Below are 24,190 nucleotides of genomic sequence, written 5' to 3' on the forward strand. Positions count from 1 at the left end.
CTCACCTCCGGGGGAGCAGCACATTGCGGTGCCATTCGAAGAAAGTAGGCAATACGGATCGAAGAACGCGGAAAGCAGATATTCCACCGCGCACCGTGCCGATCCGGACGAGTTCATGTTCTGGAGCGTCCACGACCACCCGGACGGCCGCAACCGGGCGCTCGCCCGCCCGTACGGCGCTCAGCAGCGTGGCGGCCGACTCCATGTCCACGGCGATCGCGCCGCCGGCGGCGAGCGCGGACCGTTCGGCGCCGCGTACGACGTGGTCGGAGCCGGTGAGGGGGCCGGTGTGGACGGTGCGTCCGGGCAGGGTGCGGGTCAGTTCCTTGACGAGCAGTTCGGTGCCGAGGCAGGGCACGGTGCCCCGCGCGTCCCGGGTCTCCTCGGCCACGACCAGGTCGCCGGGGTGCATGCCCGGGGCGAGCCCCGCGCAGAAGCCGGTGGCCAGCACGGCGGCTTCGGCCAGCGCCGGGTCGGTCAGAGCCCGTCCGACGGCACGCTCGGCCGCCTTGGGCCCCATCCCGGTGCGCAACACGGTGACCGGCCCACCCGCCGCGTATCGGTCTGGCTGCGCGCCGGGGCGCTGAAAGCCTGTGCCGAGAGGCCGACCGTGCTCAGCCCCTCCTTCGTCGGGGCCTTTGCGCTCCCCCAAGCTCTTCGAGCAGGGGGTGCCCCCACGTCCTCTCGGCACAGGCGCACCCCAGCGCTTCGCGCGCCTGTCCCCGGCGCGCAGGGCGAGGTGCTCGATGCCGAGCGCGCAGGCGATCAGCAGCGGGGCCGGGGCGGGCTGGGTGCTCATCAGGTCCCCTTGGCCTCGGCGCGGGCCCGGTGTGCGGGAAGCCGGTCGGCGAAGGGCTCGCCGTGGACGTACCGGCCGAGCGCGGTGAGCGGGAACACCTGCCGGTACAGGTGGTAGTTGATGGAGAAGTCCCACGGGAAGCCGGTGCCGGTGAAGTAGGGCTCGGCCCAGGAGCCGTCCTCGCGCTGGGTGGCGGCCAGCCACTCCACGCCGCGTTCGACGGCCTTGGAGTCCCGATCCCCGGCCGCGAGCAGTGCCATCAGCGCCCACGCCGTCTGGGAGGCGGTGGAGGCGCCCCTGCCGCTCCACTCCTTGGAGTACTTGTAGGAGCGCAGGTCCTCGCCCCAGCCGCCGTCGTCGTTCTGCACGGACTCCAGCCAGGCCACGGCCCGCCGGATCGCGGGGTGCGAGCAGGGGATGCCGGCGGCCACCAGGGCCGGCACGACGGAGCCGGTGCCGTAGACGTAGTTGACGCCCCAGCGGCCGAACCACGAGCCGTCCGGCTCCTGTTCGGCCAGCAGCCACTCGATGCCGCGCCGGGTGCGCGGGTCGTGGGCGAGTCCCTCGACGGCGAGCATCTCCACGACGTGCGCGGTGACGTCCGCCGAGGGCGGGTCGATGACCTCGCCGAAGTCGCAGAACGGCAGCCGGTTGGGGAAGGGGCTGGTGTTGTCGACGTCGAACGCGCCCCAGGCTCCGTTCTTCGACTGCATGCCGAGGTTCCAGCGCACCCCGCGGGAGATGGCCTTCTCGACGCGCTCGGGGTCGTGGTGCGCGACCCGGCGCAGGGCGAGGACCACCTCGGCGGTGTCGTCGATGTCGGGGTAGTTGTCGTTGTGGAACTCGAACGCCCAGCCGCCCGGCGGGAGTCCGGGCCGCTTCACCGACCAGTCCCCGGGGCGCACGATCTGCTCGCCGAGCATCCAGTCGGCGGCCTTGACCAGCTGCGGGTGGTCGGCGGGTACCCCGGCGTCGGCGAGCGCGATGGTCGCAAGGCACGTGTCCCACACCGGGGACTGGCAGGCCTCGATCATCCGCGCACCGTCCTCGCGCCACACGGCGAAACGGTCCAGCGACTCAAGGCCCGCGCGCATCACGGGGTGCTGCAGGTCGTAGCCGAGCAGGTGCAGCGCGATGACCGAGTAGACGGCCGGGGGCTGGATGCCGCCCCAGCAGCCGTCGTTCTCCTGGCGCTCGATGATCCAGCGGGCCGCGGTGTCCATGGCGGCCTTGCGCAGCCGCTTCGGGACGACCTTGCGCAGGGCGTGCAGCCCCTTGTCCAGCCGCTGGAAGGCGCCGTCCCAACTGGCCACGGGCGCGAGCGGCCGGGCCGGATTCGGGTTCGCCGGGTCGGTGTGCAGCTCGTCCAGCGGGAAGGGCGCGGGGCGCACCGGGCGCTTGGCGGAGACGATGGTGAGCGGCACGATCGTCTGCCGGGCCCAGCAGCCGAAGTCGTAGATGTTGAGCGGCACCCAGTGCGGGAACCAGATCAGCTCGGGCGGGAGTTCGGGCAGGTCCTCCCACTTCCACCAGCCGAACAGGGCCAGCCAGATGCGGGTGAACACGCGGGCGGAGGCGATGCCGCCCTGCTCCCGGATCCAGGCGGAGGCTTTCGCCATGTGCGGGGCGTCGGGCGCGTCGCCGGCCAGCCGCAGGGCGACGTACGCCTCGACGGTGGTGGACAGCTCGCCGGGGCCCCCGTAGAAGGTGGCCCAGGTGCCATCCTCGCGCTGCTCGCCGCGGATGAACAGTGCGGCGGCGCGGGTGGTGTCCTCATCGCGGATGCCCAGGAACTGGCGCAGCAGCAGGTCCTCGGCGTCCATGGTGACGTTCGTCTCCAGGTCGCCCTTCCACCAGCCCTGGGCGTCCTGCTTCGAGAGCAGGTAGTCGGTGGCGCGCTGGACGGCGCGGGTGGCGGCCTCGTGCACCCCGGCCGCCGCGGGGGTCTCGGTGTCGGTTTCGCTGGCCGCGGCAGCCCGGGACGGCAAGGTCGCCCCGGTGCTTCCGTCGGTCGTCGCTGTCATGGCTTCCCCTTCGTGCAGTCGTGCGAGTCGTGCTGCTGTGGGTCCGCCGTCGGCCGGTGCTCGTTGCCCGAAGCGCCCGGCCGGCGACTAAGCGAGGGTCATTCGGCCGATGGCGATCATCTCTTTCGTACGACGACGAAGTCGGCGAGCGCCGTGAAGTGCGCCCGCACCCGGTCGGGCATGTCGACGGCGTCGAGGGCTTCGATGGCGATGGTGTGCTGGCGGCGGGCCTCCTCGGCGGTCCACTCCCGGCCGCCGGCCTGCTCGATGAGGCGGGCGCGGGCCGCGAACTCCTCCTCGGAGAAGTTCTCGAAGTCGCTGGCCTTGGCGTCGGCGGCGAGGAGGTCGCCGAGCCGCTCGGAGGCGGGGCCGCCCGCCGCGAGCGCGGCCACCACCGGCAGGGACTTCTTGCGCTGGCGCAGATCGCTCCAGGTCTGCTTGCCGGTGGCCTCCGGGTCGCCCCAGATGCCGAGGAGGTCGTCGACGGCCTGGAAGGCCAGGCCCAGGTGATAGCCGTACCTCTCCAGCGTGTCGGCGGTGCGGTCGTCGGCACCGCCGAGCACGGCGCCGATGGAGCTGGCGCAGGCGAGCAGGGCGCCCGTCTTGTTGCCCTCCATCTCCAGGCACTCCTCGACGCTGACGCGGTCGCGGTGCTCGTAGGAGATGTCCTGCGCCTGACCGTCGATCAGGGACCGGGTGGCGGTGATCAGACGTCGGGCGGCGCGGCCCGCGGCGGCCGTTCCGAGCTCCAGCAGGACCTCGTTGGCGAGCGCGAACATGGCGTCGCCGACCAGGATGGCCTGGGCGGGGCCGTGCACCTTCCACACGGTGTCGCGGTGGCGGCGCTGCTCGTCGCCGTCCATCAGGTCGTCGTGCAGCAGCGAGAAGTTGTGGACGAGCTCGACGGCGACCGCGCCGGGGATGCCCGTCTCGGGTGCGGCCCCGGTCACCTCGGCGGACAGCACGGCCAGGGCGGGGCGCACCGCCTTGCCGCCGTCGCCGGAGGCGGGGTTGCCCGCCGCGTCGATCCAGCCGAAGTGGTAGGCGGCGACGGTGTCCATGGGAGGTGCCAGGCGGTCGACCGCCGCCCGCAGTACCGGCGTGGCCAGTGTCCGGCCGCGCTCCAACAGCGCGGCCACGTCCGCCGCGGACGCTTGAGCGGCCGTCGAGGCCGGAGGCACAGGGGGCACAGTTACTCCTCTTGTTGCGGTACCGGAGGTGCGGGAGCCTGCCGCGTCTCGCTCTGCGAGCATCAGGCCGCCTCCTCGAAGAGCCGGCGGGGGCGGGGCCGGCCCAGGGCGCCGAGCGCGGCCTCCGCCGCGCTCACGCCGCTGCGGACCGCACTCTCCATGGTCGCGGGCCACCCGGTGGCGGTCCACGCTCCGGCCAGGTACAGGCCGGGGGCTTTGGTGCGGGCGCCGGGCCGCAGCCGCCCGACGCCGGGGGTGGGAGCGAACGTCGCCGTGCGCTCCCGGGTCACGAAGAAGTCCTTCACCTCGGCACCGCGCGCAGCGGGCAGCAGCCGCCGGAGCTCGGGCAGATACCGCTCGCGCAGCTCGGCCACGGGCAGGTCGATCTCCTCCTGCGCGGCCGACTGGGACAGCGCGAGGTACTGTCCCGCGCGCAGCCCGGACGCGTCGGTGCGGTCGAAGACCCACTGCACCGGTGTGCCCAGCGCGGCGAAGAAGGGCTTGTCGAGCACCTTGCGGTCGTAGACCACGTGCACGTTGAGGATGGGCGCGGTGCCGATCCGCAGCAGGTCCTCGGGGGCGTCGAGGGCCCCGGGCGGCAGCAGTGCGTGGGTCTCGCGCTGGGGTACGGCGAGGACGACGGCGTCCGCGACGAGGGTTTCGCCGGGAACCTGAACGCGCAGCCGTCCGTTTCCGTCTTCAGAGACGGAGGTGACGCGTGTACGGACTTCGGTACGCACGCCCGCGGAGTCGAGCGCCTTGCGGGCCAGCCGGTCGTGCAGGTCGCCCAGGGGGACGCGCGCCCAGCCGATGTCGGCCGCGCCCGGGTCGGACAGCAGACCGGTCTTGAACACCATCGCGGCCAGCCCCAGGGAGGCGTCGGAGGCGACCGCGTTGAGCGTGGCGACCCCGACCAGGTCCCACAGGGCCTCGACGGCACGCGCCGACTGGCCGTGCGCCGCCAGCCAGCTGCCGAAGTCCTGGGTGTCCAGCGCGGGATCGGCGAGGTCGAGCGCCTTCAGCGCGAGCGCGGCACGCCCCACCTTGGCCCGTTCGGCGAGCGAGAGGTGCGGGTAGGTGGCGAGGCTGCGCCCGAGGTGGAGCGGTACGGGCAGGGCGTCGCGCCGCAGCCGGCCGAGCCTGCGCCCCTGCGGCTTGTCCAGGTCGACCACGGGTACGTCGAGGCGGTCCTGCAGCGGGGCCAGTGCGGTGGCGTCGATGCGGTCGAGGAACCAGCGGTAGGCGGTGCAGCAGCGCAGGTAGACGTGCTGGCCGTTGTCGACGGTGAGGTCGCCGCGCTGGAAGGAGAAGGCCAGGCCGCCCAGCCTCGGTCTGCCCTCCAGCAGGGTGACCCGCATCCCGGCGTCGGCCAGGGCGAGGGCCGCGGTGATCCCGGCGAGCCCACCGCCGACCACGACGGCGTCCCGGCCGCCGTCCGGGTGCCCCGGACTGTCCGCCTGCGGCAACGTTCCGTCACTCACAGCGTCCCCTCCCCCACGGCCGCCCCGTGCCCCTCGAAGCCGGCACACCGGACCATCGCCGACAGGGACGCCTGCGCGCACCCGCGGGTTGCGCGGCCGGCACCGCCCGCCGCCCGGCCGAGCGGCCCGTGGACGGCCGTTGTGCGGTCCCGGGACGTGTGGCCCACCGGGTCTTCGACTCTGTGGTCCATCAAGTGCGCCTCCTGACGGTCTGACGGGAGATGTGTCGGGCGTCGAGGCCGGACAGGCCGCGCACGGCGACGTAGGCCTTCTCGCGGCCGGGCAGGGAGACGCGGCCGCGCAGCACGGCCTCGGGTTCGCGTTCGATGCGGTCCAGCAGCCGGCGGTAGATGCCGGCCATCGCGGCCACGCACGCGCCGCTGCGCCGGTCGAGCATCGGCAGCAGCCGGTAGCCCTCGGCGAAAAGGGCGCGGGCCCGTCGCACTTCGAAGTGCACGAGGCCCGCGAAGTCGGAGCCCTCCGGTGGCGTCGGCCCGTGGAACCCGGCCGAGCAGCCGAACTTGGCGAGGTCGTCGGCGGGCAGGTAGACCCGGCCGCCCTCGGCGTCCTCGCGGACGTCTCTGAGGATGTTGGTGAGCTGCAGCGCGAGCCCCAGCGTGTCGGCGTACTCCGGCGCGCGCTCGGCGCCGCGCACCCCGGGCTCCGTGCCGAACACCCCGAGGGACAGGCGGCCGATGGCTCCCGCCACGCAGCGGCAGTACACCTTCAGGTCGTCCCAGGTCTCGTACGTCTCGCCGCGTACGTCCATCAGGACGCCGTCGATGAGTTCGTCCAGGCCGCCCAGCGGGATCGGGAACTGCGCGGCGGCGTGCGCGAGGGCGACCGCGACCGGGTCGGTGTCGTCCTCCTCGACCTCGCCGGCGCGGATGCGCGCCAGCACCGCCCGGGTGTCCTCCAGCCGGGCCACCTTGACATCGTTACCGAGCGCACCGTCGCCGATGTCGTCGACGCGGCGCGAGAACGCGTACAGCGCCGACATCGCGCGCCGCTTGGGCGCGGGCAGCAGCCGGATGCCGTAGGCGAAGTTACGGGCCTGCTGTCCGGTCACGGCCTCGCAGTAGCGGTAGGCGGCGAGTACCGGTGCGGACACGTGTGACGGAGGCTCCACGGTCCGGATCACCCCTCTCCTCGCAGGGTCACGCCCACCTCGCGCAGCAACTGCACCTTGCCGGGCTTGGGCGGGCCGGGAAGTACGTCGTACCGGGCGGCGGCGATCGCGTCGATGGCCGCCCTTCCCCCCGCCACGAACCCCGCGAGCAGCAGCTTCAGCCTGCCGTGGACGCTACCCACCAGGGGGGCGCCTTCATTCAGCAGCCGCCGGGCGCGTTGCGCTTCGAACGCGACCAGCGCGCGCACCGATGCGCCCGCGCTGCTCGCTGCGAGGTCCGCCTCCTGGACGTGGAAGCGTTTCATGTCCGCGGCGGGCAGATAGACGCGGTCGCGGCCGAGGTCCTCGGCCACGTCCTGGAGGTGCTCGACGATCTGCAGCGCGGTGCAGATGTGGTCGGAGCGGCGGACGCGCTCGGGCGTGGCGGTGCCGGTGACGGCGAGCACCAGGCGGCCCACGGGGTTGGCGGACAGTTCGCAGTAGGCCACCAGGTCGTCCCAGGTCTCGTAGCGGCTGACGAGCTGGTCCTGGCGGTTGGCGGCGATCAGCCCGAGAAAGGGCTCGGGGGTGAGCGCGCGGCGGCGGACCGTGCGCTGGAGCCGGCGCAGCAGCGGGTGACGCGGGGTGGAGTCGAAGACGCGCCGCAGGTCGGCCTCGAAGGCGTCGAGCAGCACGAGACGGTCCTCGGCCTCGCCCGGTGACACGCCGAGCAGCCGGGCGTCGGCGCCGCCGGGGGCGAGGTCGCCGTCGCCGATGTCGTCCACCAGCCGGGCGAAGCCGTAGACGGCCATGAGGTCGTCACGCCAGGCCCGGGGCAGGAAGAAGGGGGCCACGGGGAAGTTCTCGTCCGCGGCCTTGGCGAGAGTGCCGCGCTCCGGATCTCCGGTGGGACGCGCCGTCGCCGTTTCCGTCACCGCCGGCTGCCCGGGGCGGGGACGGCACACGCTGCGCCCAGCTGGGGAGTTTCCGTAGCCATAGCCGTCACATCTCCCGTTCTACACCGCGGACCCGATACACACTATTTCGGACACGCCGCCCGACCCCCGCGCGGCCTCCCCGGCGGAGGATGTCGCGCAGTATCTCCCCACTTGCCGCCTTTGGGGACTGCTCCAGCTTACGTTGTACAACGCAAGGGGGATCGCCGGGGTGTCCCGCGCATCACAACAACACACCGATTCACGTCAAGATTCCTGGGGCCGCACGGAGTTGACGCTTCCTTTGCACGGCGAGGGCCCCGCCGGAGCCGGTCCGACGGGGCCCTGCCGCTGGGCGGCTACTTGCCCGTGAACTTCTCGTACTCCTTGAGGACCTCTTCGGTGGGGCCGTCCATGCGCAGTTCGCCGCGTTCCAGCCACAGCACCCGGTCGCAGGTGTCGCGGATCGACTTGTTGCTGTGGCTGACCAGAAACACCGTGCCGGCCTCCTTGCGCAGCTCCCGGATGCGCGCCTCGGAGCGCTTCTGGAACTTCGCGTCACCGGTGGCCAGCGCCTCGTCGATCATGAGGACGTCGTGGTCCTTGGCCGCCGCGATGGAGAACCGCAACCGGGCCGCCATACCGGAGGAGTAGGTGCGCATCGGCAGGGTGATGAAGTCGCCCTTCTCGTTGATGCCCGAGAAGTCGACGATCTCCTGGTAGCGGGACTTGATCTCCTCGCGGGACATGCCCATGGCCAGGCCGCCGAGGATGACGTTGCGCTCGCCGGTCAGGTCGTTCATCAGCGCCGCGTTCACGCCCAGCAGCGAGGGCTGGCCGTCGGTGTAGACCCTGCCCTTCTCGCAGGGCAGCAGTCCGGCGATGGCGCGCAGCAGGGTCGACTTGCCGGAGCCGTTGGAGCCGATCAGGCCGATGGCCTCGCCCTTGTAGGCGACGAACGACACCCCGCGTACGGCGTGCACCTTGCGCACGCCCCGCTCCTCGCCGCGCTTGAGTATGCGGCTGAGGGCGGCGGTGGCGCTGCCCTTGCCGGTCTTGGCGCCGTTGACGCGGTAGACGATGTGAACGTCGTCCGCGATCACGGTCGGGACGCGCTCGGCGCCTCGGTGCTCAGCCACGGCCGTACCTCTCCTCCGCCTTCCAGAAGTACACGAAGCCGCCCACCGCGAACAGCACGGCCCAGCCGGCCGCGGCCGCCCAGACGTGGTCGGGCAGGTTGCCCGCGCCGTAGCCGTCGATCAGGGCGAAGCGCATCAGGTCCATGTAGATCGCGGTCGGGTTCCACTGCAGCGCCGTGGCGATCCACTGCGGCTTGTCGGCGAGCATCACCGGGATGGAGAACATCACGCCCGACGCGTACATCCAGGTGCGCATGATGAACGGCATGAGCTGCGCCAGGTCCGGCGTCTTGGCGCCGGCCCGGGCCATGATCAGCGACAGGCCGGTGTTGAAGCAGAACTGCAGCAGCAGGATCGGGATGATCAGCAGCCAGGACATGTCCGGGTAGCTGCCGAAGCCGATCGCGAAGATGAACAGCACGATCATCGAGAAGAGCAGCTGCTGGAGCTGCTGCAGCGAGAACGAGATCGGCAGCGAGGCGCGCGGGAAGTGCAGCGCGCGCACCAGGCCGAGGTTCCCGGAGATCGCGCGGACACCGGCCATCACCGAGTTCTGCGTGAAGGTGAAGACGAAGATGCCGGTGACCAGGAACGGGACGTAGACCTCGCGGTCCATGCCCTTGTTCGCCTTCAGGATGAGCCCGAAGATCATGTAGTACACGGCGGCGTTCAGCAGCGGCGTGGCCACCTGCCACAGCTGGCCGAGCTTGGCCTGGCTGTACTGGGCGGTCAGCTTGGCCGAGGAGAAGGCCATGATGAAGTGGCGCCGGCCCCACAGCTGGCGGACGTACTCCGTCAGCGGCGGCCGGGCGCCGCTCACGGACAGCCCGTACCGGGCGGCGAGCTGCGCCGCCGTGAGGCCCTCGTCGGGCGACGGGGCCGCGCTCACCGCGACTGTCCCGTCATGCGTTGTCTCACTCACAGTGGAAACTTTCGTCTTCGTTTCGATGCGCAGCCTGTGCGGGCTGGACACATGCCGGGGGCCAGGGGTCGGGCCCGCCGGCGTGCCGTCGGGAACGAGCTTCTCAGATGATGGGGGGCCGGCCCAGCCGGGTCAGCCGCCACACCGTACGCCACCGCATGGGGCGGCGGGGACCGCAAGGAGTGGTCCAGCCCTCACGGAATCCGCCGAACCAGGCCTTCAGCGCGGGCCCGGAGGGACGGCGGGCCAACGTGAGCAGCAGCCAGACCCCGAGGTAGACCGGGACGAGGGGGGCAGGGAGGTTGCGGCGGGCCAGCCAGACCCGGTTGCGGGCGACCATGCGGTGGTAGACCGCGTGCCGCGAGGGCGCTGTGGTCGGGTGGTACAGCACCATGTCGGACCGGTAGTCGATCATCCAGCCCGCGTCCAGGGCCCGCCAGGCCAGGTCGGTCTCCTCATGGGCGTAGAAGAACTCGTCCGGGAGTCCGCCGACCTCCTGCAGGACCTTGGTGCGCACCGCGTTGGCGCCGCCGAGGAAGGTGGTGACGCGGGAGGAGCGCATCGGGTCGGAGGCGCGCAGCCGCGGCACGTGGCGGCGCTGGGTGACGCCAGTGTCCGGGTCGGCGATGCGGAAGCTGATGATGCCGAGCTCGTCGTCGGCGGCGAACGCCTCGCGGCACAGCTCGGCGGTGTCGGTGCGGGCGAGCAGGCCGTCGTCGTCGAGGAAGAGCAGGATGTCGACGTCCCGCCCGCCCGGCCCGAAGGCCTCGATGCCGACGTTGCGGCCGCCGGGGATGCCGAGGTTCTCCGGCAGCTCGATCGTACGTACGCCCGCGGGGACGTCCGGCACGGGCGAGCCGTTGCCGACCACGACCACCTCGACCCGGTCGCCGTCCTGCTTGGCGACCGAGTCGAGGAGGGCACGCAGCTCCTCGGGGCGGTTGCCCATGGTGATGACGACCGCGCCGACCTTGAGCGGGGCGCTCATTTCAGCCTGCTGGAGGCGAGGACGGACACCAGGTGCAGCAGCGTCTGCAGCAGCGCGATCCCGGCGAGCACGGCGGTGCCGAGGCGGGTGAAGAACAGGTCGCCGCGGGCCTGGTCGGCGATCGCCAGCACCAGGATCAGCAGCGACGCCTCGATGCCGAGGATCAGCCGGTGGAACTTCAGCGCCGCGGCGGCCCTGCGGGCCAGCGCCATGCCGGAGGAGCGCGGCTCGGACGCCGCCTCCTTGACCGGCGGCAGCCCGGCCTGGTGGCGGGCGACGCCGACCAGGTCGGTCTCGGCCTTGATCAGGATCGCGCCGAGCGCGGCCAGCGTGCCGAGGAACGCCCACAGCCAGTCGATCCGGCCGCTGCCCCACAGGTCGGCGGCGCGCAGCCCGAGGCCGACCAGCACGGCGGCGTCCGTGAGGTACGCGCCGACCCGGTCCAGGTAGACCCCGCCGAGCGAGTACTGCTGCTTCCAGCGGGCGATCTCGCCGTCGACGCAGTCCAGCAGCAGGTACAGCTGGACCGCCACCACACCGAGGACCGCGCCGGGGATGCCGGGCACCAGCAGCGCCGGCGCCGCGAGCACGCCGCAGACGGTCATCAGGTAGGTGAGCTGGTTGGGCGTGACCCTGGTGTTCACCAGGTAGCGGTCGATCCGCAGGGACACCTCTCGCATGTAGAGGCGGCCCGCCCAGTGCTCACCGCTGCGCCGGTCCTTGACCCCCGCGGGATGCACGACCGGGCGGAGTTCAGCTACCGATGGCCTTGACATAGTCGGCGTAGACGTCCTTGATCTGTTCGGTCGTGAGGGCGAGGTGTTCCAGGATCGTGTAGCGGCCGGGCCGGGTCTCCGGGGCGAACTCCACGACCTTGACGAACTCCTCGGTCGTGAAGCCGATCTCGGCGGGCAGCACCGGCAGCCCGTGCCGGCGCAGCACCTCGGCCATGTGGGCCGACGCCTCGTGCGCCCCGCGCAGGTACATCGCGAAGGCGGCGCCGAGCCCGCACTGCTCGCCGTGGCTGGCGGCCCGCTTGGGGTAGAGCAGGTCGAAGGCGTGGTTGATCTCGTGGCAGGCGCCGGAGGACGGCCGCGAGTCGCCCGAGACGGACATGGCGATACCGCTGAGGACCAGGGCCTCGGCGAGGACCTGGAGGAAGTCGTTGTCGCCGATGCCGCCGGGGTGGCGCAGCACGGCCTCGCCCGCCTGCCGGGCCATGGCCGCGGCCAGGCCGTCGATCTTCTCGCCGTTGACCCGGTTGGCCAGCTCCCAGTCCGCGATGGCGGAGATGTTGGAGATGGCGTCGCCGATGCCGGAGCGCACGAAGCGGGCCGGGGCGTCGCGGATGACGTCCAGGTCGATGACGACGGCGATCGGGTTGGGCACGCCGTAGGAGCCGCGCCCGGCGTCGTTGTCGAGGGTGGCGACCGGGGAGCACAGGCCGTCGTGCGCGAGGTTGGTCGGCACGGCGACCAGCGGCAGCCCGACGCGTGCCGCGGCGAACTTGGCACAGTCGATGATCTTGCCGCCGCCGAGGCCGACGACCGCGTCGTAGCGGCCGCCCTTCATGTCCCCGGCCAGCCGGATCGCGTCGTCCAGGGTGCCGCCGCCGACCTCGTACCAGGTGGCGCCGGGCAGCGAGGGCGCGACGCGCTCGCGCAGGCGGGCGCCGGAGCCGTTGCTGACCGCGACGGCGAGCCGCCCGGAGTGCGAGATCCGCTCGTCGGCGAGGACGCCCGCCAGGTCGTCGAGGGCACCCGGGCGGATGTCCACGACGACCGGCGTGGGAATCAGCCGGGTCAGTACTGGCACGCGATCACACGCCCCTTGGCGAGGTCGTCGTGGTTGTCGATCTCGACCCACTTGACGTCGCCGATCGGCGCCACGTCGATCTTGAAGCCGCGGTTGACGAGCTCCTGGTAGCCGTCCTCGTAGTACAGCTGCGGGTCGCGCTCGAAGGTGGCCTTCAGCGCGTCGGCCAGCTCGGCGGCCGCGTCGCCCTCGATGAGGGTGACACCGATGTACTCGCCGGTCGCCTCGGCGGGCTCCATCAGCTTGGTGATGCGCTGGACGCCCTTGTCGGGGTCGACGACGACCTTCATCTCCTCGTCGGCGAGGGACTTCACGGTGTCCAGCGCGAGGATGATCTTCTTGCCGTCGCCGCGGGCGGCGAGCAGGGTCTTCTCGACGGAGACCGGGTGCACGGTGTCGCCGTTGGCGAGGATCACGCCGTCCTTGAGGGCGTCACGGCCGCACCACAGGGAGTAGGCGTTGTTCCACTCCTCGGCCTTGTCGTTGTCGATCAGGGTGATCTTCAGGCCGTACTTGGCCTCCAGGGCCTCCCGGCGCTCGTACACGGCTTCCTTGCGGTAACCGACGATGACCGCGACCTCGGTCAGCCCCACCTCGGCGAAGTTGCCGAGGGTGAGGTCCAGGACGGTGAGGCTGTCCTCGGCGCCCTCGGGCCCGACCGGCACCAGCGCCTTGGGCAGGGTGTCGGTGTAGGGGCGCAGACGCCGTCCGGCGCCGGCCGCCAGCACGAGGCCGATCATGCGGGTTCTCCTTCGTCGTGTACGGCGGGTGCGCCGCCCTTGTGGGCGGACACCCAGAAGCGGATGCTCTCGACGAGCACCAGCAGGGCGATGATCACGGCCAGTGCCGTGAGCGCGACCTTGAACTGCGAGGCGGTGAGCAGCGCGGCCAGTACGGCCACGAGCAGCGTCCGCCCCTCCTGCCCCCCGATGGCGCGCACCAGCCAGGCCGGGGGCGCCCCGGCGTCGCCGCGGATGCGGTACACCGTGTCGTAGTGATGGTAGGCGACGGCCGCCACCAGCCCGAAAGCCGCCGGAAGCGCCCCGTTCACGTCCGCTGTCGCGGCCAGCGCGAGCACGGTGCAGTACTCGGCGGCGCGGAAGAACGGCGGGACGAGCCAGCCGAGCGCTCCGGTGAGCGGGCGGGCCACGGCGAACGCGGAGGTCAGGACGTAGCCGGCGGCCGCGAGGGCGGGCCAGAACGTGCCATGTCCGGTCAGGGCGGAGACGGCGACGACCGCGGCGCCGCCCAGCAGGGCGACCGCGGGGGCGGCGAGGGCGGGCAGCCGCCCCGGCAGCACGCGGCCGAGCCCGTCGGCGAGCGGCCCGGAGTCGGCCAGGTCCGCCAGCGCCCGCGCCGCGCGCTCGGTGCGGCGGGCGCTTCGGCGGGCCAGCGAGCGCAGCACCCGGCCGGCCGTGGTGTACACGGAGGCGAAGGCGCAGCCGACGAGCAGGGCGTAGAAGGTGATGCGCGGGGTGGTGGCCGCGGTGAGGACGGCGATCATGGCCCAGCGCTCGCCGATGGGCAGGATGATCATGCGGCGCAGCCAGAGCGTCCAGCCGGTGCCGTCGAGCCGGTCGGTCGGGGCGGCGGGCTTGCCCCCGGACGTGGCGGGCGCGTCGTCCTCGGCCTCGTGGAAGGCGAAGTCGACCATGTGCCGGCCGGTCTGCAGGATCATCGCGCCCAGCGCCAGCGCCCAGACGTCGTCGCCGCCGCGGGCCGCTCCCAGGGCGAGGCCCGCGTAGTAGGCGTACTCCTTGGCCCGGTCGAAGGTGGCGTCCAGCCAGGCGCCGAGCGTGGAGTACTGCAGGGAGTAGCGGGCGAGCTGGCCGTCGGTGCAGTCGAGCACGAAGGACGCGATGAGCAGGACGGCGGCCGCGACGAACCCGCCGCGGGTGCCGGTGGCCGCGCAGCCGGCGGCGATCAGCGCGGTGAGCAGGGAGGCGGTGGTGACCTGGTTGGGGGTGAGTCCCCGCCGGGCGCACCAGCGGGCGATGTAGCGGGAGTACGGGCTGATGAAGAAGGTGGTGAAGAAGCCGTCACCGGCCTTCACGGCCGACTTCAGGCGTACGGCCTCCTCGTCGACGGCGGCGACGGCCTGCCGCGCCTCGTTGCGGGACTGCGGGTCGGCGGGCACAGCGGCGACGAGGCTGCCGAGCGCGGGGCGGTGCACGTCGGTGCCCTCGGCGTCGAGGGCGGCGGTGACGCGGTCGGCGAGTCCGGCGACGGCGGTGTGGGTGGCGCCCGGGGCGCCGCCGCACGCGGAGGTCGTCTCGCGGGCCATCGCGCGGGTCAGGGCCTGGCGGCCGGCGGGCTGCGCGGTCACGGCGCCGGGGATCGCGGCGATCGGGAAGCGGGGGTCGGTCAGGCCGAGCCGCAGGGCGTGCAGGTGGCCGACGAAGCGGCTGTCGACGACGGCGACGCGCTGGTCGGCGGGGACGGCGGCGAGCAGGGCCTCGGCGTCGGCGGCGTCGGCGGCGGGGCGCACCTCGAAGCCCAGCGCCCGCAGGTCGTCCTCGATCGACGCTCCGGGGACCGGCTGGCCGGTGAGGATGGCGGTCGACAACCGAACTCACTCCCTGGACACCGGCGCGTCGGACGCCGGTCGTGTGCATGATGGGGGGCGCCCTTGGCTGCACCAGGCGGGCGGCATGTCGGCAGAGGCTATCGGATGCCGCGAAGCGCTTGTTCACCGCCCGTTAACGACCTGCTCGACGCGGGCTGCACCGGCCTTTGCCGCGATCATCATCGGTGATCCGGGGGCCGGCCCACAAACCGCCGGCGACAGACCAGCGCATCGAGGACATTACGACCGACGCATCCGACGCCGCCGCTCCCCGCCCCTTCTCTCCTCTCGTTCTCTTGGCTCGCGACTGCGCTCCGGCCCCGCAACCTCCTGACCTGCGCATCGTTTACGCAGGTCAGGGCACATGACAACGGTGTTCAGTGCCGCGTTGCCGGATACCCCCCACCCGTAGTTGACTGGGGTGCCGGGCGTTCACAGGAGGATTTTCATGGGGGCTGGGCACGATCACGCGCACGGTCACGGCGGGCACGCGCACGGCGTGACCGGCGGGACGGCGACCGCCGCGTACCGCGGCCGGCTGCGGGCCGCGCTGGGGATCACGCTCGGCGTGATGGTGGTCGAGATCGTCGGCGGCCTGCTGGCAAACTCCCTCGCGCTGATCGCCGACGCCGCGCACATGGCGACGGACGCGCTCGGCCTCGGCATGGCCCTGCTGGCGATCCACTTCGCCGCCCGGCCGGCGAGCGAGCGCCGCACCTTCGGCCTCGCCCGCGCCGAGATCCTCGCCGCGCTCGCCAACTGCCTGCTGCTGCTCGGCGTGGGCGGCTATGTGCTGGTCGAGGCCATCCAGCGCTTCATCACCCCGGCCGCGACCGAGGGCGGCCTGACCATCGCCTTCGGCCTGGTGGGCCTGTGCGCCAACAGCGTCTCGCTGGTGCTGCTCATGCGCGGCCAGTCGGAGAGCCTGAACGTGCGAGGCGCCTTCCTGGAGGTCGCCGCGGACGCCCTCGGCTCGGTCGCGGTGATCATCGCTGCGGGGGTGATCCTGCTCACCGGCTGGCAGGCCGCCGACCCGATCGCCTCGCTGGTCATCGGCCTGATGATCGTCCCCCGGACGGTGAAGCTGCTGCGCGAGACGCTGGACGTGCTGCTGGAGTCGGCGCCCAAGGACGTCGACATGGCGGAGGTGCGGGCGCACATCCTGGCGCTGGAGGGCGTGGAGGACGTGCACGACCTGCACGCCTGGACGATCACCTCGGGCCTGCCGGTGCTGTCCGCGCACGTCGTGGTCAGCACCGAGGTCCTCAGCGCCATCGGCCACGAGAAGATGCTGCACGAGCTGCAGGAGTGCCTGGGCGGCCACTTCGACGTCGAGCACTGCACCTTCCAGCTGGAGCCGGGCGGGCACGCGGAGCACGAGGCCAGGCTGTGTCACTGAGCGCCCCCGCCGCCGCTCCCCGCTCACCCGGAAAGGACGGTTCCGCGGTCGTCGCGGCGGGCAGCATCATCCACCGGGCCCCCCTTCCGGTGACCGGGCGGTGACGGCCGCGGTCCGCGTCGGCGCGCGGGACATGCGGGCACGCCGCCAAGCGCCGGTCGCGCCGGACACGTGCGGCAGACTGGGGCCGTAGGACGATGCGAAGGACGGTTATGCCGATCACACCTGCCACCGCGACGCACACCTCGTCGTCGAACGGCACCGCGGACGCGATTTTGCTGGAGCTGGTCGACGAGAACGGCGTGACGATCGGCACCGAGGAGAAGCTCGCCGCCCACCAGCCCCCCGGGCAGCTGCACCGCGCGTTCTCGGTGTTCCTCTTCGACGACCGCGGCCGGCTGCTGCTGCAGCAGCGGGCGCTGGGCAAGTACCACTCCCCTGGCGTGTGGTCCAACACGTGCTGCGGCCACCCCTACCCGGGCGAGGCGCCCTTCGCCGCCGCCGCCCGGCGCACCTTCGAGGAGCTGGGCGTGTCCCCGTCGCTGCTGGCCGAGGCGGGCACGGTGCGCTACAACCACCCGGACCCGGCCTCGGGCCTGGTGGAGCAGGAGTACAACCATCTGTTCGTGGGGCTGGTGCAGGCCCCGCTGCGCCCGGACCCCGAGGAGGTCGGCGCGACGGCCTTCGTGACCCCGGCCGAGCTGGCCGAGCGGCATGCCAAGGACACGTTCTCGGCCTGGTTCATGACCGTGCTGGACGCGGCGCGTCCGGCGGTCCGCGAGCTGACGGGCCCCTCCGCCGGCTGGTGAGAACAGGAGGCGGCGGGGTCGAGGAACGTTACGGCACCCGGGCGGGCGTGAGCGGCAGGGCGGCCCAGATCACCTTGCCGCCGCTCGCGGTGTGCTCGACGTCGCACACCCCGCACGCCTCCCGGGTGATCTCGCGGACCAGCAGCAGCCCGCGCCCGCCGAGCTGCCCGTGGTCCGCCTCCAGGGCGGTCGGCCGGTAGGGGTGGTTGTCCTCCACGGACACCCGCACCCACTCGGCGCCGACCGCCACCTCCACGGCGAGCATCGGCGACAGCAGCGCCGCGTGCCGGACGGCGTTGGTCACCAGCTCCGAGACGATCAGCAGCAGTCCCTGCATCAGGTCCGGGGAGACCGGGACGCCCTGGCGGTACAGCAGGTCCCGCACGGCGTGCCGGGCCTGCGGCACCGAGGCGTCGGCGGCGGGCGCGGTGAACCGCCACACGCCCTCGTACGGCAGCGGGCCGGGTCTGCCGGGGCCGGGCGGGGTCTCGGTACTGCCCGCTGGGCGTGGGGCTGCCCCGCGCCCGTGATCGTCCATCGTCCGCTCGCCACCCTCGCGCTCGATTGTCACCACACGTCGAGTGTTGAGAACGCGTCGCTCCGCCCCGCACACCTGACCAGAAGTCGGCGTATATCGAGCGTTCGTGACCGCATGCGTATGACACGGTCAGTTGTGGGACTGCTCGTGTCCCGCTCGTGCCGACTTCCGGAACTCTTCGGGTTGTACGGGTTTGCCGCCCTCCTCGTGCGGCGCGTGGCGTCTCTCACCGCGCGTGCGTGGGGCGTCTCACCGCCCGGGGCCGGCCGGCGGGCCGAAGGGCGCGGATAGCATCCGGCGTATGGAGCCCGAGCTGCTGCACAGCGTCACGGACGCGGTCGCCACCGTCGTCATCCGCCATCCGGCCAAGCGCAACGCCATGACGGCGGCGATGTGGCGGGCGCTGCCGCCGCTGCTGGACGGCCTGGCCGCCGATCCGCGGGTGCGCGTGCTGGTGCTGACCGGCGAGGGCGGCACCTTCTGCGCGGGCGCCGACATCTCCACGCTCCAGGGCTCCCCCGAACAGGCGCAGCGCCTGGCCGTGCTGGCCGAGGAGGCGCTGGCCGCCTTCCCCAAGCCGACCCTGGCCGCGGTGCGGGGCCACTGCGTGGGCGGCGGCGCCCAGCTCGCGGCCGCCTGCGATCTGCGGTTCGCCGAGGCGGGTGCGCTGTTCGGGGTGACGCCCGCGAAGCTCGGGATCGTCTACCCGGCCTCCGCCACCCGCCGGCTGGCCGCGCTGGTCGGCCCGGCCACCACCAAGTACCTGCTGTTCTCGGGGGAGTTGATCGACGCGGAGCGGGCGCTGCGCACCGGCCTGGTCGACGAGCTGCTGCCCGAGGGCGAACTGGACAAGCGGGTGGCCGAGTTCACCCGGACCATGGCCGCCCGCTCGCAGCTCACGCAGGCCGCGGCCAAGGAGTTCGCGAACGGCCGCACGGACCGCGAGGACCACTGGGCACGGCAGGCGCGGGACAGCGACGACACCGCGGAGGGCGTCGCCGCGTTCCTGGAGCGCCGCGCGCCGCGCTTCACGTGGACCGTGTCGGGCTGATCACGGGGGCCTACGTCAGGGCGAAACGGCTCGCGGCGCGGAACTCCTCCACGAGGTGCGCCGGCGCCTTGAGGGGCGACCCGGCGTCGTAGGGCGGCTGCGGGTCGTACTCGGTCAGCAGCTGCACGGCCTGGGCGTGCTCGTCGCCGGCGATCCTGCCGACCAGCGCGAGCGCCATGTCGATGCCCGAGGAGACGCCGGCGGCGGTGACGTACTTGCCGTCGAAGACCACCCGCTGCCCGGTGGGCTCGGCACCGTACTGCCGCAAGCGGTCCAGCGCGGCCCAGTGGCTGGTCGCGCGCCGTCCGCGCAGCAGGCCGGCGGCGGCCAGCAGCAGCGAACCGGAGCACACCGAGGTCGTCCAGGTGCTGGTGGCGTCGGCCGTGCGCAGCCACCGGGTCAGCGCCTCGTTCTCCACCTCGGCGAACGTGCCGGGTCCGCCCGCCACCACGACGACGTCGGGCGTGGGCACCTCCGTCAGGGCCCGGTCGGCGGTCAGGGCGAGGAATCCGGTGTCGGCACGGACGGCGCCCGGCCGCTCGGCGACGAAGTCGACCCGCACGTCCGGCAGGCGGCTGAGGATCTCGTAGGGCCCGACGACGTCGAGGGCGGTGAAGCGGTCGTAGACGACCATGGCGATCTGCATGTGGGTCCCTTTCACGGGGTGGTGACGGGGCGGAACCGGCGGCGGTACTCCGCCGGGGAGGTGCCGAGGGCCTTGACGAAGGCCCGTCGCATGGCCTCCGGGGTGCCGTAGCCGCTGGCGCGGGCGATCTCCTCCACGCCGCCGCCGGTGTCCTCCAGCAGCCGGCGGGCGTGTTCGAGGCGGACCCGGTCGACGTACCGGCCCGGTGTCATGCCGGTCTCGGCCTGGAACGCGCGCGTGAAGTGACGCGGTGACAGCCGGGCGCGGGCCGCGAGCGCCTCCACGCCGAGGTCGCCGTCCGGGTGGTCGGTGATCCAGTGCTGCACCTCGCGCAGGGGTTCGCGGGAGGCGGTCTGCGCGGCCAGCTGCGCGCTGAACTGCGCCTGGTTGCCGGGCCGGCGCAGGAACACCACCAGATGGCGGGCGATGGCCAGCGCGGCGTCCCGGCCGAGGTCCTCCTCGACGAGGGCCAGGGCGAGGTCGATGCCGGAGGTGACCCCGGCGGAGGTGTGTACGTGGCCGTCGCGGACGTAGATGGGGTCGGGGTCGACCTGGACGGACGGGTGGTCGCGGGCGAGCTTGTCGCAGTACGCCCAGTGCGTGGTGGCGCGGCGTCCGTCCAGCAGGCCGGCCCGGGCCAGCAGGATCGCGCCGGTGCACACGGAGACCAGCCGCGTCGCCCGTGGCCCGTGCCGGTGCAGCCAGTCGACCAGGCGGGGCTCGGGGCTGCGGGTGCCCTGTCCGCCGGGGACGAGCAGGGTGTGCGGGTCGGGCGCGTCCTCCAGCGCCTCGTCCGGTACGAGGAGCAGGCCGCTGGAGGTGCGCACCGGGGCGCCGCCGGGGGACGCCGTACGCAGGCGGTAGGTGCCCGGGGTGCGTTGCTCGGCGCCGGCGAAGACCTCCAGGGGGCCGGTGACGTCGAGGCTCTGGACGCCGTCGAAGAGCAGGAAGAGAACGGTGCGCTGCGCCATGACGACGATTCTTCGGCGCCCGCACGATGGCGGCAATGACGAGTTGCCCACCTTTTCTGCCATACGAGCGGCGAGGGCGGTGCGGGAGGACATGGGGACTGGCCGCGATACCGACCGGTCGGTAACGTACCGGGGCATGACTCTTGCCGTCCTCGCACCGCGTGCCGGTCGCCGCTGTCACAACGCCCTCAACACGCTGCACGCCGCCCACTACTTCGCGCCCGAACTCGGCCACCAGCTGGGCGCGCTGGGGGTCACCCACCCCCGGGCCGTCAACTTCGCCGTGCGCTCGGCGGCGCTCGGTCCGGTGGGCCCGGGCACGGTCGCGGCCACCTTCTACAACTACAAGTACGACCTGGTCGCCCAGCACGTGCCCGCCGTGTGGGCGACGGCCGCCCCGGCCGACGTGCTCGCGGCACGCGTGCGTGCCGTCGACGCCGCCCTGCGCCGGCTGCTGGGCGATCAGGCCGTGACGTCGGACGGGATGGCCGAGGCGGCCCGGCTGGCGCTGCGGGCCGCCGAGGCCTGCTCCCGCGCCGGCCGGCCGCTGTACGCCGCCCACGCCGACCTGCCCGTGCCCGAGGAGCCGCACCTGGCGTTCTGGCACGCGGCGACGCTGCTGCGCGAGCACCGGGGCGACGGACACCTCGCCGTGCTGGTCGCCGCCGAACTGGACGGTCTGGAGGCCGTGGTGACGCACACCGCGACCGGCAAGGGCATGGCCCCGCCCTGGGTCTTCACCACGCGCGGCTGGACCCGGGAGGACTGGAACGCGGCCCAGGAGCGGCTGCGCGGACGCGGTCTGCTGGACGCGTCCGGGGAGCTGACCGAGCGGGGCGTGGCGCTGCGCGAGGAGGTCGAGGCGGAGACGGACCGGCTGGACCGGGCGCCCTACGAGCACCTCGGCGCGAACGGCGTGGCACGGCTGACCGACCTGGCGGGCGGCTTCGCCCGCACCGCCGCCCTCGCCGGGGCGTTCCCGGCGGACCTGATCGGCAAGGGCTGAGCGCACCGGGCCGGGCATGGCCGCACGTCCGCGCGGTACCCGCTCCCCGAGCCCGGCCGTCCGGCCGGGACAGGAAGTCGGACGAACGAAGGGGACATACGTGTTGCGCGCGATCGCAGACGTCCTGCGGCAGATCGGCTCGGCGGTGGCGACGGTGGTGACCCTGCCGTTCCGCGCGGTGGCCCGCCTGTTCGGCGGGGCATCGTCGACGGCCCGGGGGCACGGTGCCTGAGTGACCTGACGTGCCCGGTGCGGACGGGCGGCCACACCGGTGGCCGCCCCGTCGGCATGCCCCGGCCCCGCGCACGCGACTCGTCGAGGCGCGCACCCCGGTCCCGGGCATGCCCTGACCCCTTTATCGGCGCCGCCTGCCACAATTGCCGCGCAACCCGATGTGGAGAAGGCGGTACGGGATCGTGACGACACCCCTCGCAGGGTCCATCGAAGGCAGGATCGCCGAGGAGCTCGGCGTACGGGAGCGGCAGGTCAAGGCCGCCGTGGAGCTGCTCGACGGCGGTTCGACGGTGCCCTTCATCGCCCGCTACCGCAAGGAAGCGACCGAGATGCTCGACGACGCGCAGCTGCGCACGATCGAGGAGCGGCTGCGCTATCTGCGGGAGCTGGAGGAGCGTCGTACGGCGATCCTGGAGTCGGTGCGCGAGCAGGGCAAGCTCACCGACGAGCTTCAGGCGCGGATCCGCGGCGCCGAGACCAAGGCGCGGCTGGAGGACATCTACCTGCCCTACAAGCCCAAGCGGCGCACCAAGGCGCAGATCGCCCGTGAGGCCGGTCTGGAGCCGCTGGCCGAGGGGCTGCTCGGCGACCCGACGGTCGAGCCGCTCGCGGCCGCCGCGGCGTTCGTCGACGCCGACAAGGGCGTCGCCGATCCGCAGGCCGCCCTGGAGGGCGCCCGGGCGATCCTCACCGAGCGGTTCTCCGAGGACGCCGACCTGATCGGCGAGCTGCGCGAGCGCATGTGGGTGCGCGGCCGGCTGGTCGCGAAGGTGCGGGAGGGCAAGGAGGAGGCGGGCGCCAAGTTCGCCGACTACTTCGACTTCGCCGAGCCGTTCACCGAACTGCCCTCGCACCGCGTGCTGGCGATGCTGCGCGGCGAGAAGGAGGAGGTCCTCGACCTCGTCCTGGAGCCGGAGGAGCCGACGGACGGCCCGTCCTCGTACGAGGGCATCGTCGCGGCGAGGTTCGGGATCGCCGACCGGGGCCGCCCGGCCGACAAGTGGCTGACGGACACCGTGCGCTGGGCCTGGCGCACCCGCCTCCTGGTCCACCTCGGCATCGACCTGCGGCTGCGGCTGCGCACGGCCGCCGAGGACGAGGCCGTGGGCGTCTTCGCCGCCAACCTGCGCGACCTGCTGCTCGCCGCCCCCGCGGGCACGCGCGCGACGCTCGGCCTGGACCCCGGCTTCCGTACGGGCGTCAAGGTCGCCGTCGTCGACGCCACCGGCAAGGTCGTCGCCACCGACGTCATCCACCCGCACGTCCCGGCGAACCGGTGGGACGAGGCCATCGCCAAGCTGGCCCGGCTCGCGAAGGAGCACGCGGTCGAACTGATCGCCATCGGCAACGGCACGGCCTCCCGGGAGACCGACAAGCTCGCCGGTGAACTCATCGCCAAGCACCCGGAGCTCAACCTCACCAAGGTGATGGTGTCGGAGGCGGGCGCCTCCGTGTACTCGGCGTCGGCGTTCGCCTCGCAGGAGCTGCCCGACATGGACGTGTCGCTGCGCGGCGCGGTCTCCATCGCGCGCCGGCTGCAGGACCCGCTGGCCGAACTGGTCAAGATCGACCCGAAGTCGATCGGCGTCGGCCAGTACCAGCACGACCTGTCCGAGGTGAAGCTGTCCCGCTCGCTTGACGCGGTCGTGGAGGACTGTGTGAACGGCGTCGGCGTCGACGTCAACACCGCGTCCGCGCCACTGCTGGCCCGCGTCTCCGGCATCACCTCCGGGCTCGCCGAGAACATCGTCGCCCACCGCGACGCGAACGGCCCCTTCACCTCCCGCGCGGAGCTGAAGAAGGTGCCGCGGCTCGGTCCCAAGGCGTACGAGCAGTGCGCGGGCTTCCTGCGCATCCGCGGCGGCAGCGACCCGCTGGACGCCTCCAGCGTGCACCCGGAGGCCTACCCGGTGGTGCGCCGCATGGTGAAGAGCACCGGGCAGGACGTCGCGGCGCTGATCGGCAACACCTCGGTGCTGCGCTCGCTCAGGCCGCAGGAGTTCGTGGACGACACCTTCGGCCTGCCGACCGTGACCGACATCCTCAAGGAGCTGGAGAAGCCCGGCCGCGACCCGCGGCCCGCCTTCAAGACGGCCACCTTCAAGGAGGGCGTGGAGAAGATCTCCGACCTGAGCTCCGGGATGATCCTGGAGGGCGTCGTCACCAATGTGGCGGCCTTCGGCGCCTTCGTCGACGTCGGTGTCCACCAGGACGGCCTGGTGCACGTCTCCGCGATGTCGAAGACGTTCGTCAAGGACCCGCGCGACGTCGTCAAGCCCGGCGACATCGTCAAGGTGAAGGTCCTCGACGTCGACATCCCGCGCAAGCGGATCTCGCTCACCCTGCGCCTCGACGACGAGGCGGCCCCGCAGGAGAAGTCCGCCGGTTCCCCGGGCGGCCGGCAGCGCGGCGGACGCCCGCCGCAGCAGCGCCAGGGCCGCGGGGGCGGCGGGGGCGGCGGCCGTCAGGCCCCGGCCCCGGCCAACAGCGCCATGGCCGACGCGCTGCGCCGCGCGGGCCTGCTGGGCGGCGACAGCAAGGGCCGCCGCTAGGCCGTACGAGGGGCGCC

At 72.9% G+C, this 24,190-nt stretch carries 22 protein-coding genes; 6 read left to right on the plus strand and 16 right to left on the minus strand.

Annotated features, from left to right (window positions below; all coding sequences use genetic code 11):
- Window position 1 precedes the first annotated feature (1 nt).
- The 13 genes from C3489_RS21105 to C3489_RS21170 all read right to left on the minus strand — a co-directional run bounded on the left by C3489_RS21105 (window position 2) and on the right by C3489_RS21170 (window position 14,967).
- Window positions 2–799 carry a 1-hydroxy-2-methyl-2-butenyl 4-diphosphate reductase gene (locus C3489_RS21105; protein WP_103783574.1) on the minus strand — a complete coding sequence of 266 codons (798 nt, stop codon included), beginning with the start codon at window positions 797–799 and terminating at the stop codon, window positions 2–4.
- On the minus strand, window positions 799–2,823 hold the full coding sequence (gene shc / locus C3489_RS21110) for a squalene--hopene cyclase (protein ID WP_103783575.1): 2,025 nt from the start codon (window positions 2,821–2,823) through the stop codon (window positions 799–801). The genes C3489_RS21105 and shc overlap by 1 nt, the downstream gene beginning before the upstream one ends.
- Before the next feature lie 116 nt (window positions 2,824–2,939).
- Window positions 2,940–4,004, minus strand: a complete 1,065-nt coding sequence (locus C3489_RS21115) for a polyprenyl synthetase family protein (protein ID WP_181139775.1) — start codon at window positions 4,002–4,004, stop codon at window positions 2,940–2,942.
- 71 nt (window positions 4,005–4,075) lie between these two features.
- Window positions 4,076–5,494: a hydroxysqualene dehydroxylase HpnE gene (gene hpnE, locus C3489_RS21120; protein WP_308460816.1), complete on the minus strand. Its 1,419-nt coding sequence runs from the start codon at window positions 5,492–5,494 to the stop codon at window positions 4,076–4,078.
- 190 nt (window positions 5,495–5,684) lie between these two features.
- Window positions 5,685–6,635, minus strand: a complete 951-nt coding sequence (gene hpnD, locus C3489_RS21130) for a presqualene diphosphate synthase HpnD (RefSeq protein ID WP_181139773.1) — start codon at window positions 6,633–6,635, stop codon at window positions 5,685–5,687.
- Window positions 6,632–7,537 (minus strand): squalene synthase HpnC, encoded by a 906-nt coding sequence (gene hpnC, locus C3489_RS21135; RefSeq protein ID WP_103783611.1) that lies wholly within the window; start codon window positions 7,535–7,537, stop codon window positions 6,632–6,634. The genes hpnD and hpnC overlap by 4 nt, the downstream gene beginning before the upstream one ends.
- Before the next feature lie 359 nt (window positions 7,538–7,896).
- The gene (locus C3489_RS21140) at window positions 7,897–8,676 is read right to left on the minus strand and encodes an ABC transporter ATP-binding protein (RefSeq protein ID WP_103783579.1); all 780 of its coding nucleotides are present in this window, start codon (window positions 8,674–8,676) and stop codon (window positions 7,897–7,899) included.
- Window positions 8,669–9,598, minus strand: coding sequence for an ABC transporter permease (locus C3489_RS21145; protein ID WP_103783580.1), 930 nt, complete (start codon window positions 9,596–9,598; stop codon window positions 8,669–8,671). Before C3489_RS21145 ends, C3489_RS21140 begins: the two co-directional genes overlap by 8 nt.
- 103 nt (window positions 9,599–9,701) lie before the next feature.
- Complete coding sequence (locus tag C3489_RS21150) at window positions 9,702–10,586, minus strand: glycosyltransferase family 2 protein (RefSeq protein WP_103783581.1); 885 nt, start codon at window positions 10,584–10,586, stop codon at window positions 9,702–9,704.
- Window positions 10,583–11,362, minus strand: coding sequence for a CDP-alcohol phosphatidyltransferase family protein (locus C3489_RS21155; protein ID WP_181139774.1), 780 nt, complete (start codon window positions 11,360–11,362; stop codon window positions 10,583–10,585). The genes C3489_RS21150 and C3489_RS21155 overlap by 4 nt, the downstream gene beginning before the upstream one ends.
- On the minus strand, window positions 11,340–12,401 hold the full coding sequence (locus tag C3489_RS21160) for an iron-containing alcohol dehydrogenase family protein (RefSeq protein WP_103783583.1): 1,062 nt from the start codon (window positions 12,399–12,401) through the stop codon (window positions 11,340–11,342). Before C3489_RS21160 ends, C3489_RS21155 begins: the two co-directional genes overlap by 23 nt.
- Window positions 12,389–13,141 (minus strand): sugar phosphate nucleotidyltransferase, encoded by a 753-nt coding sequence (locus C3489_RS21165; RefSeq protein WP_103783584.1) that lies wholly within the window; start codon window positions 13,139–13,141, stop codon window positions 12,389–12,391. The genes C3489_RS21160 and C3489_RS21165 overlap by 13 nt, the downstream gene beginning before the upstream one ends.
- Window positions 13,138–14,967 carry a DUF5941 domain-containing protein gene (locus C3489_RS21170; protein WP_103783585.1) on the minus strand — a complete coding sequence of 610 codons (1,830 nt, stop codon included), beginning with the start codon at window positions 14,965–14,967 and terminating at the stop codon, window positions 13,138–13,140. Before C3489_RS21170 ends, C3489_RS21165 begins: the two co-directional genes overlap by 4 nt.
- Before the next feature lie 448 nt (window positions 14,968–15,415).
- Here C3489_RS21170 and C3489_RS21180 point away from each other — a divergent pair, with 448 nt between their 5' ends.
- Entirely contained in the window at window positions 15,416–16,366 is a 951-nt protein-coding gene (locus tag C3489_RS21180; protein WP_103783586.1) for a cation diffusion facilitator family transporter, read from the plus strand.
- Between the two features lie 212 nt (window positions 16,367–16,578).
- Window positions 16,579–17,175, plus strand: coding sequence for an isopentenyl-diphosphate Delta-isomerase (idi, locus tag C3489_RS21185; protein WP_103783587.1), 597 nt, complete (start codon window positions 16,579–16,581; stop codon window positions 17,173–17,175).
- Between the two features lie 28 nt (window positions 17,176–17,203).
- On the opposite strand, the gene C3489_RS21190 is transcribed toward idi, so the two are convergent.
- On the minus strand, window positions 17,204–17,713 hold the full coding sequence (locus C3489_RS21190) for an ATP-binding protein (RefSeq protein WP_103783588.1): 510 nt from the start codon (window positions 17,711–17,713) through the stop codon (window positions 17,204–17,206).
- Window positions 17,714–18,014: 301 nt separating this feature from the next.
- Here C3489_RS21190 and C3489_RS21195 point away from each other — a divergent pair, with 301 nt between their 5' ends.
- Entirely contained in the window at window positions 18,015–18,764 is a 750-nt protein-coding gene (locus tag C3489_RS21195) for an enoyl-CoA hydratase/isomerase family protein (protein ID WP_103783589.1), read from the plus strand.
- Window positions 18,765–18,774: 10 nt separating this feature from the next.
- Here the strand turns inward: C3489_RS21195 and C3489_RS21200 are convergent, their stop codons facing one another.
- The gene (locus C3489_RS21200) at window positions 18,775–19,410 is read right to left on the minus strand and encodes a DJ-1/PfpI family protein (RefSeq protein ID WP_103783590.1); all 636 of its coding nucleotides are present in this window, start codon (window positions 19,408–19,410) and stop codon (window positions 18,775–18,777) included.
- Window positions 19,411–19,421: 11 nt separating this feature from the next.
- On the minus strand, window positions 19,422–20,381 hold the full coding sequence (locus C3489_RS21205) for a GlxA family transcriptional regulator (RefSeq protein ID WP_103783591.1): 960 nt from the start codon (window positions 20,379–20,381) through the stop codon (window positions 19,422–19,424).
- Between the two features lie 136 nt (window positions 20,382–20,517).
- On the opposite strand from C3489_RS21205, the gene C3489_RS21210 reads away from it, so the two are divergent.
- The 3 genes from C3489_RS21210 (at window position 20,518) to C3489_RS21215 (ending at window position 24,173) form a co-directional block, all read left to right on the plus strand.
- Window positions 20,518–21,387 carry a hypothetical protein gene (locus C3489_RS21210; protein WP_103783592.1) on the plus strand — a complete coding sequence of 290 codons (870 nt, stop codon included), beginning with the start codon at window positions 20,518–20,520 and terminating at the stop codon, window positions 21,385–21,387.
- Window positions 21,388–21,487: 100 nt separating this feature from the next.
- A complete protein-coding gene (locus C3489_RS39480; protein WP_258054876.1) occupies window positions 21,488–21,619 on the plus strand; it encodes an LPFR motif small protein in 132 nt (43 codons plus the stop codon).
- A gap of 184 nt (window positions 21,620–21,803) precedes the next feature.
- Window positions 21,804–24,173 (plus strand): Tex family protein, encoded by a 2,370-nt coding sequence (locus tag C3489_RS21215; protein ID WP_103783593.1) that lies wholly within the window; start codon window positions 21,804–21,806, stop codon window positions 24,171–24,173.
- Window positions 24,174–24,190 lie beyond the last annotated feature (17 nt).

The organism is Streptomyces sp. Ru71 (assembly GCF_002920535.1).
Lineage (GTDB): Bacteria > Actinomycetota > Actinomycetes > Streptomycetales > Streptomycetaceae > Streptomyces.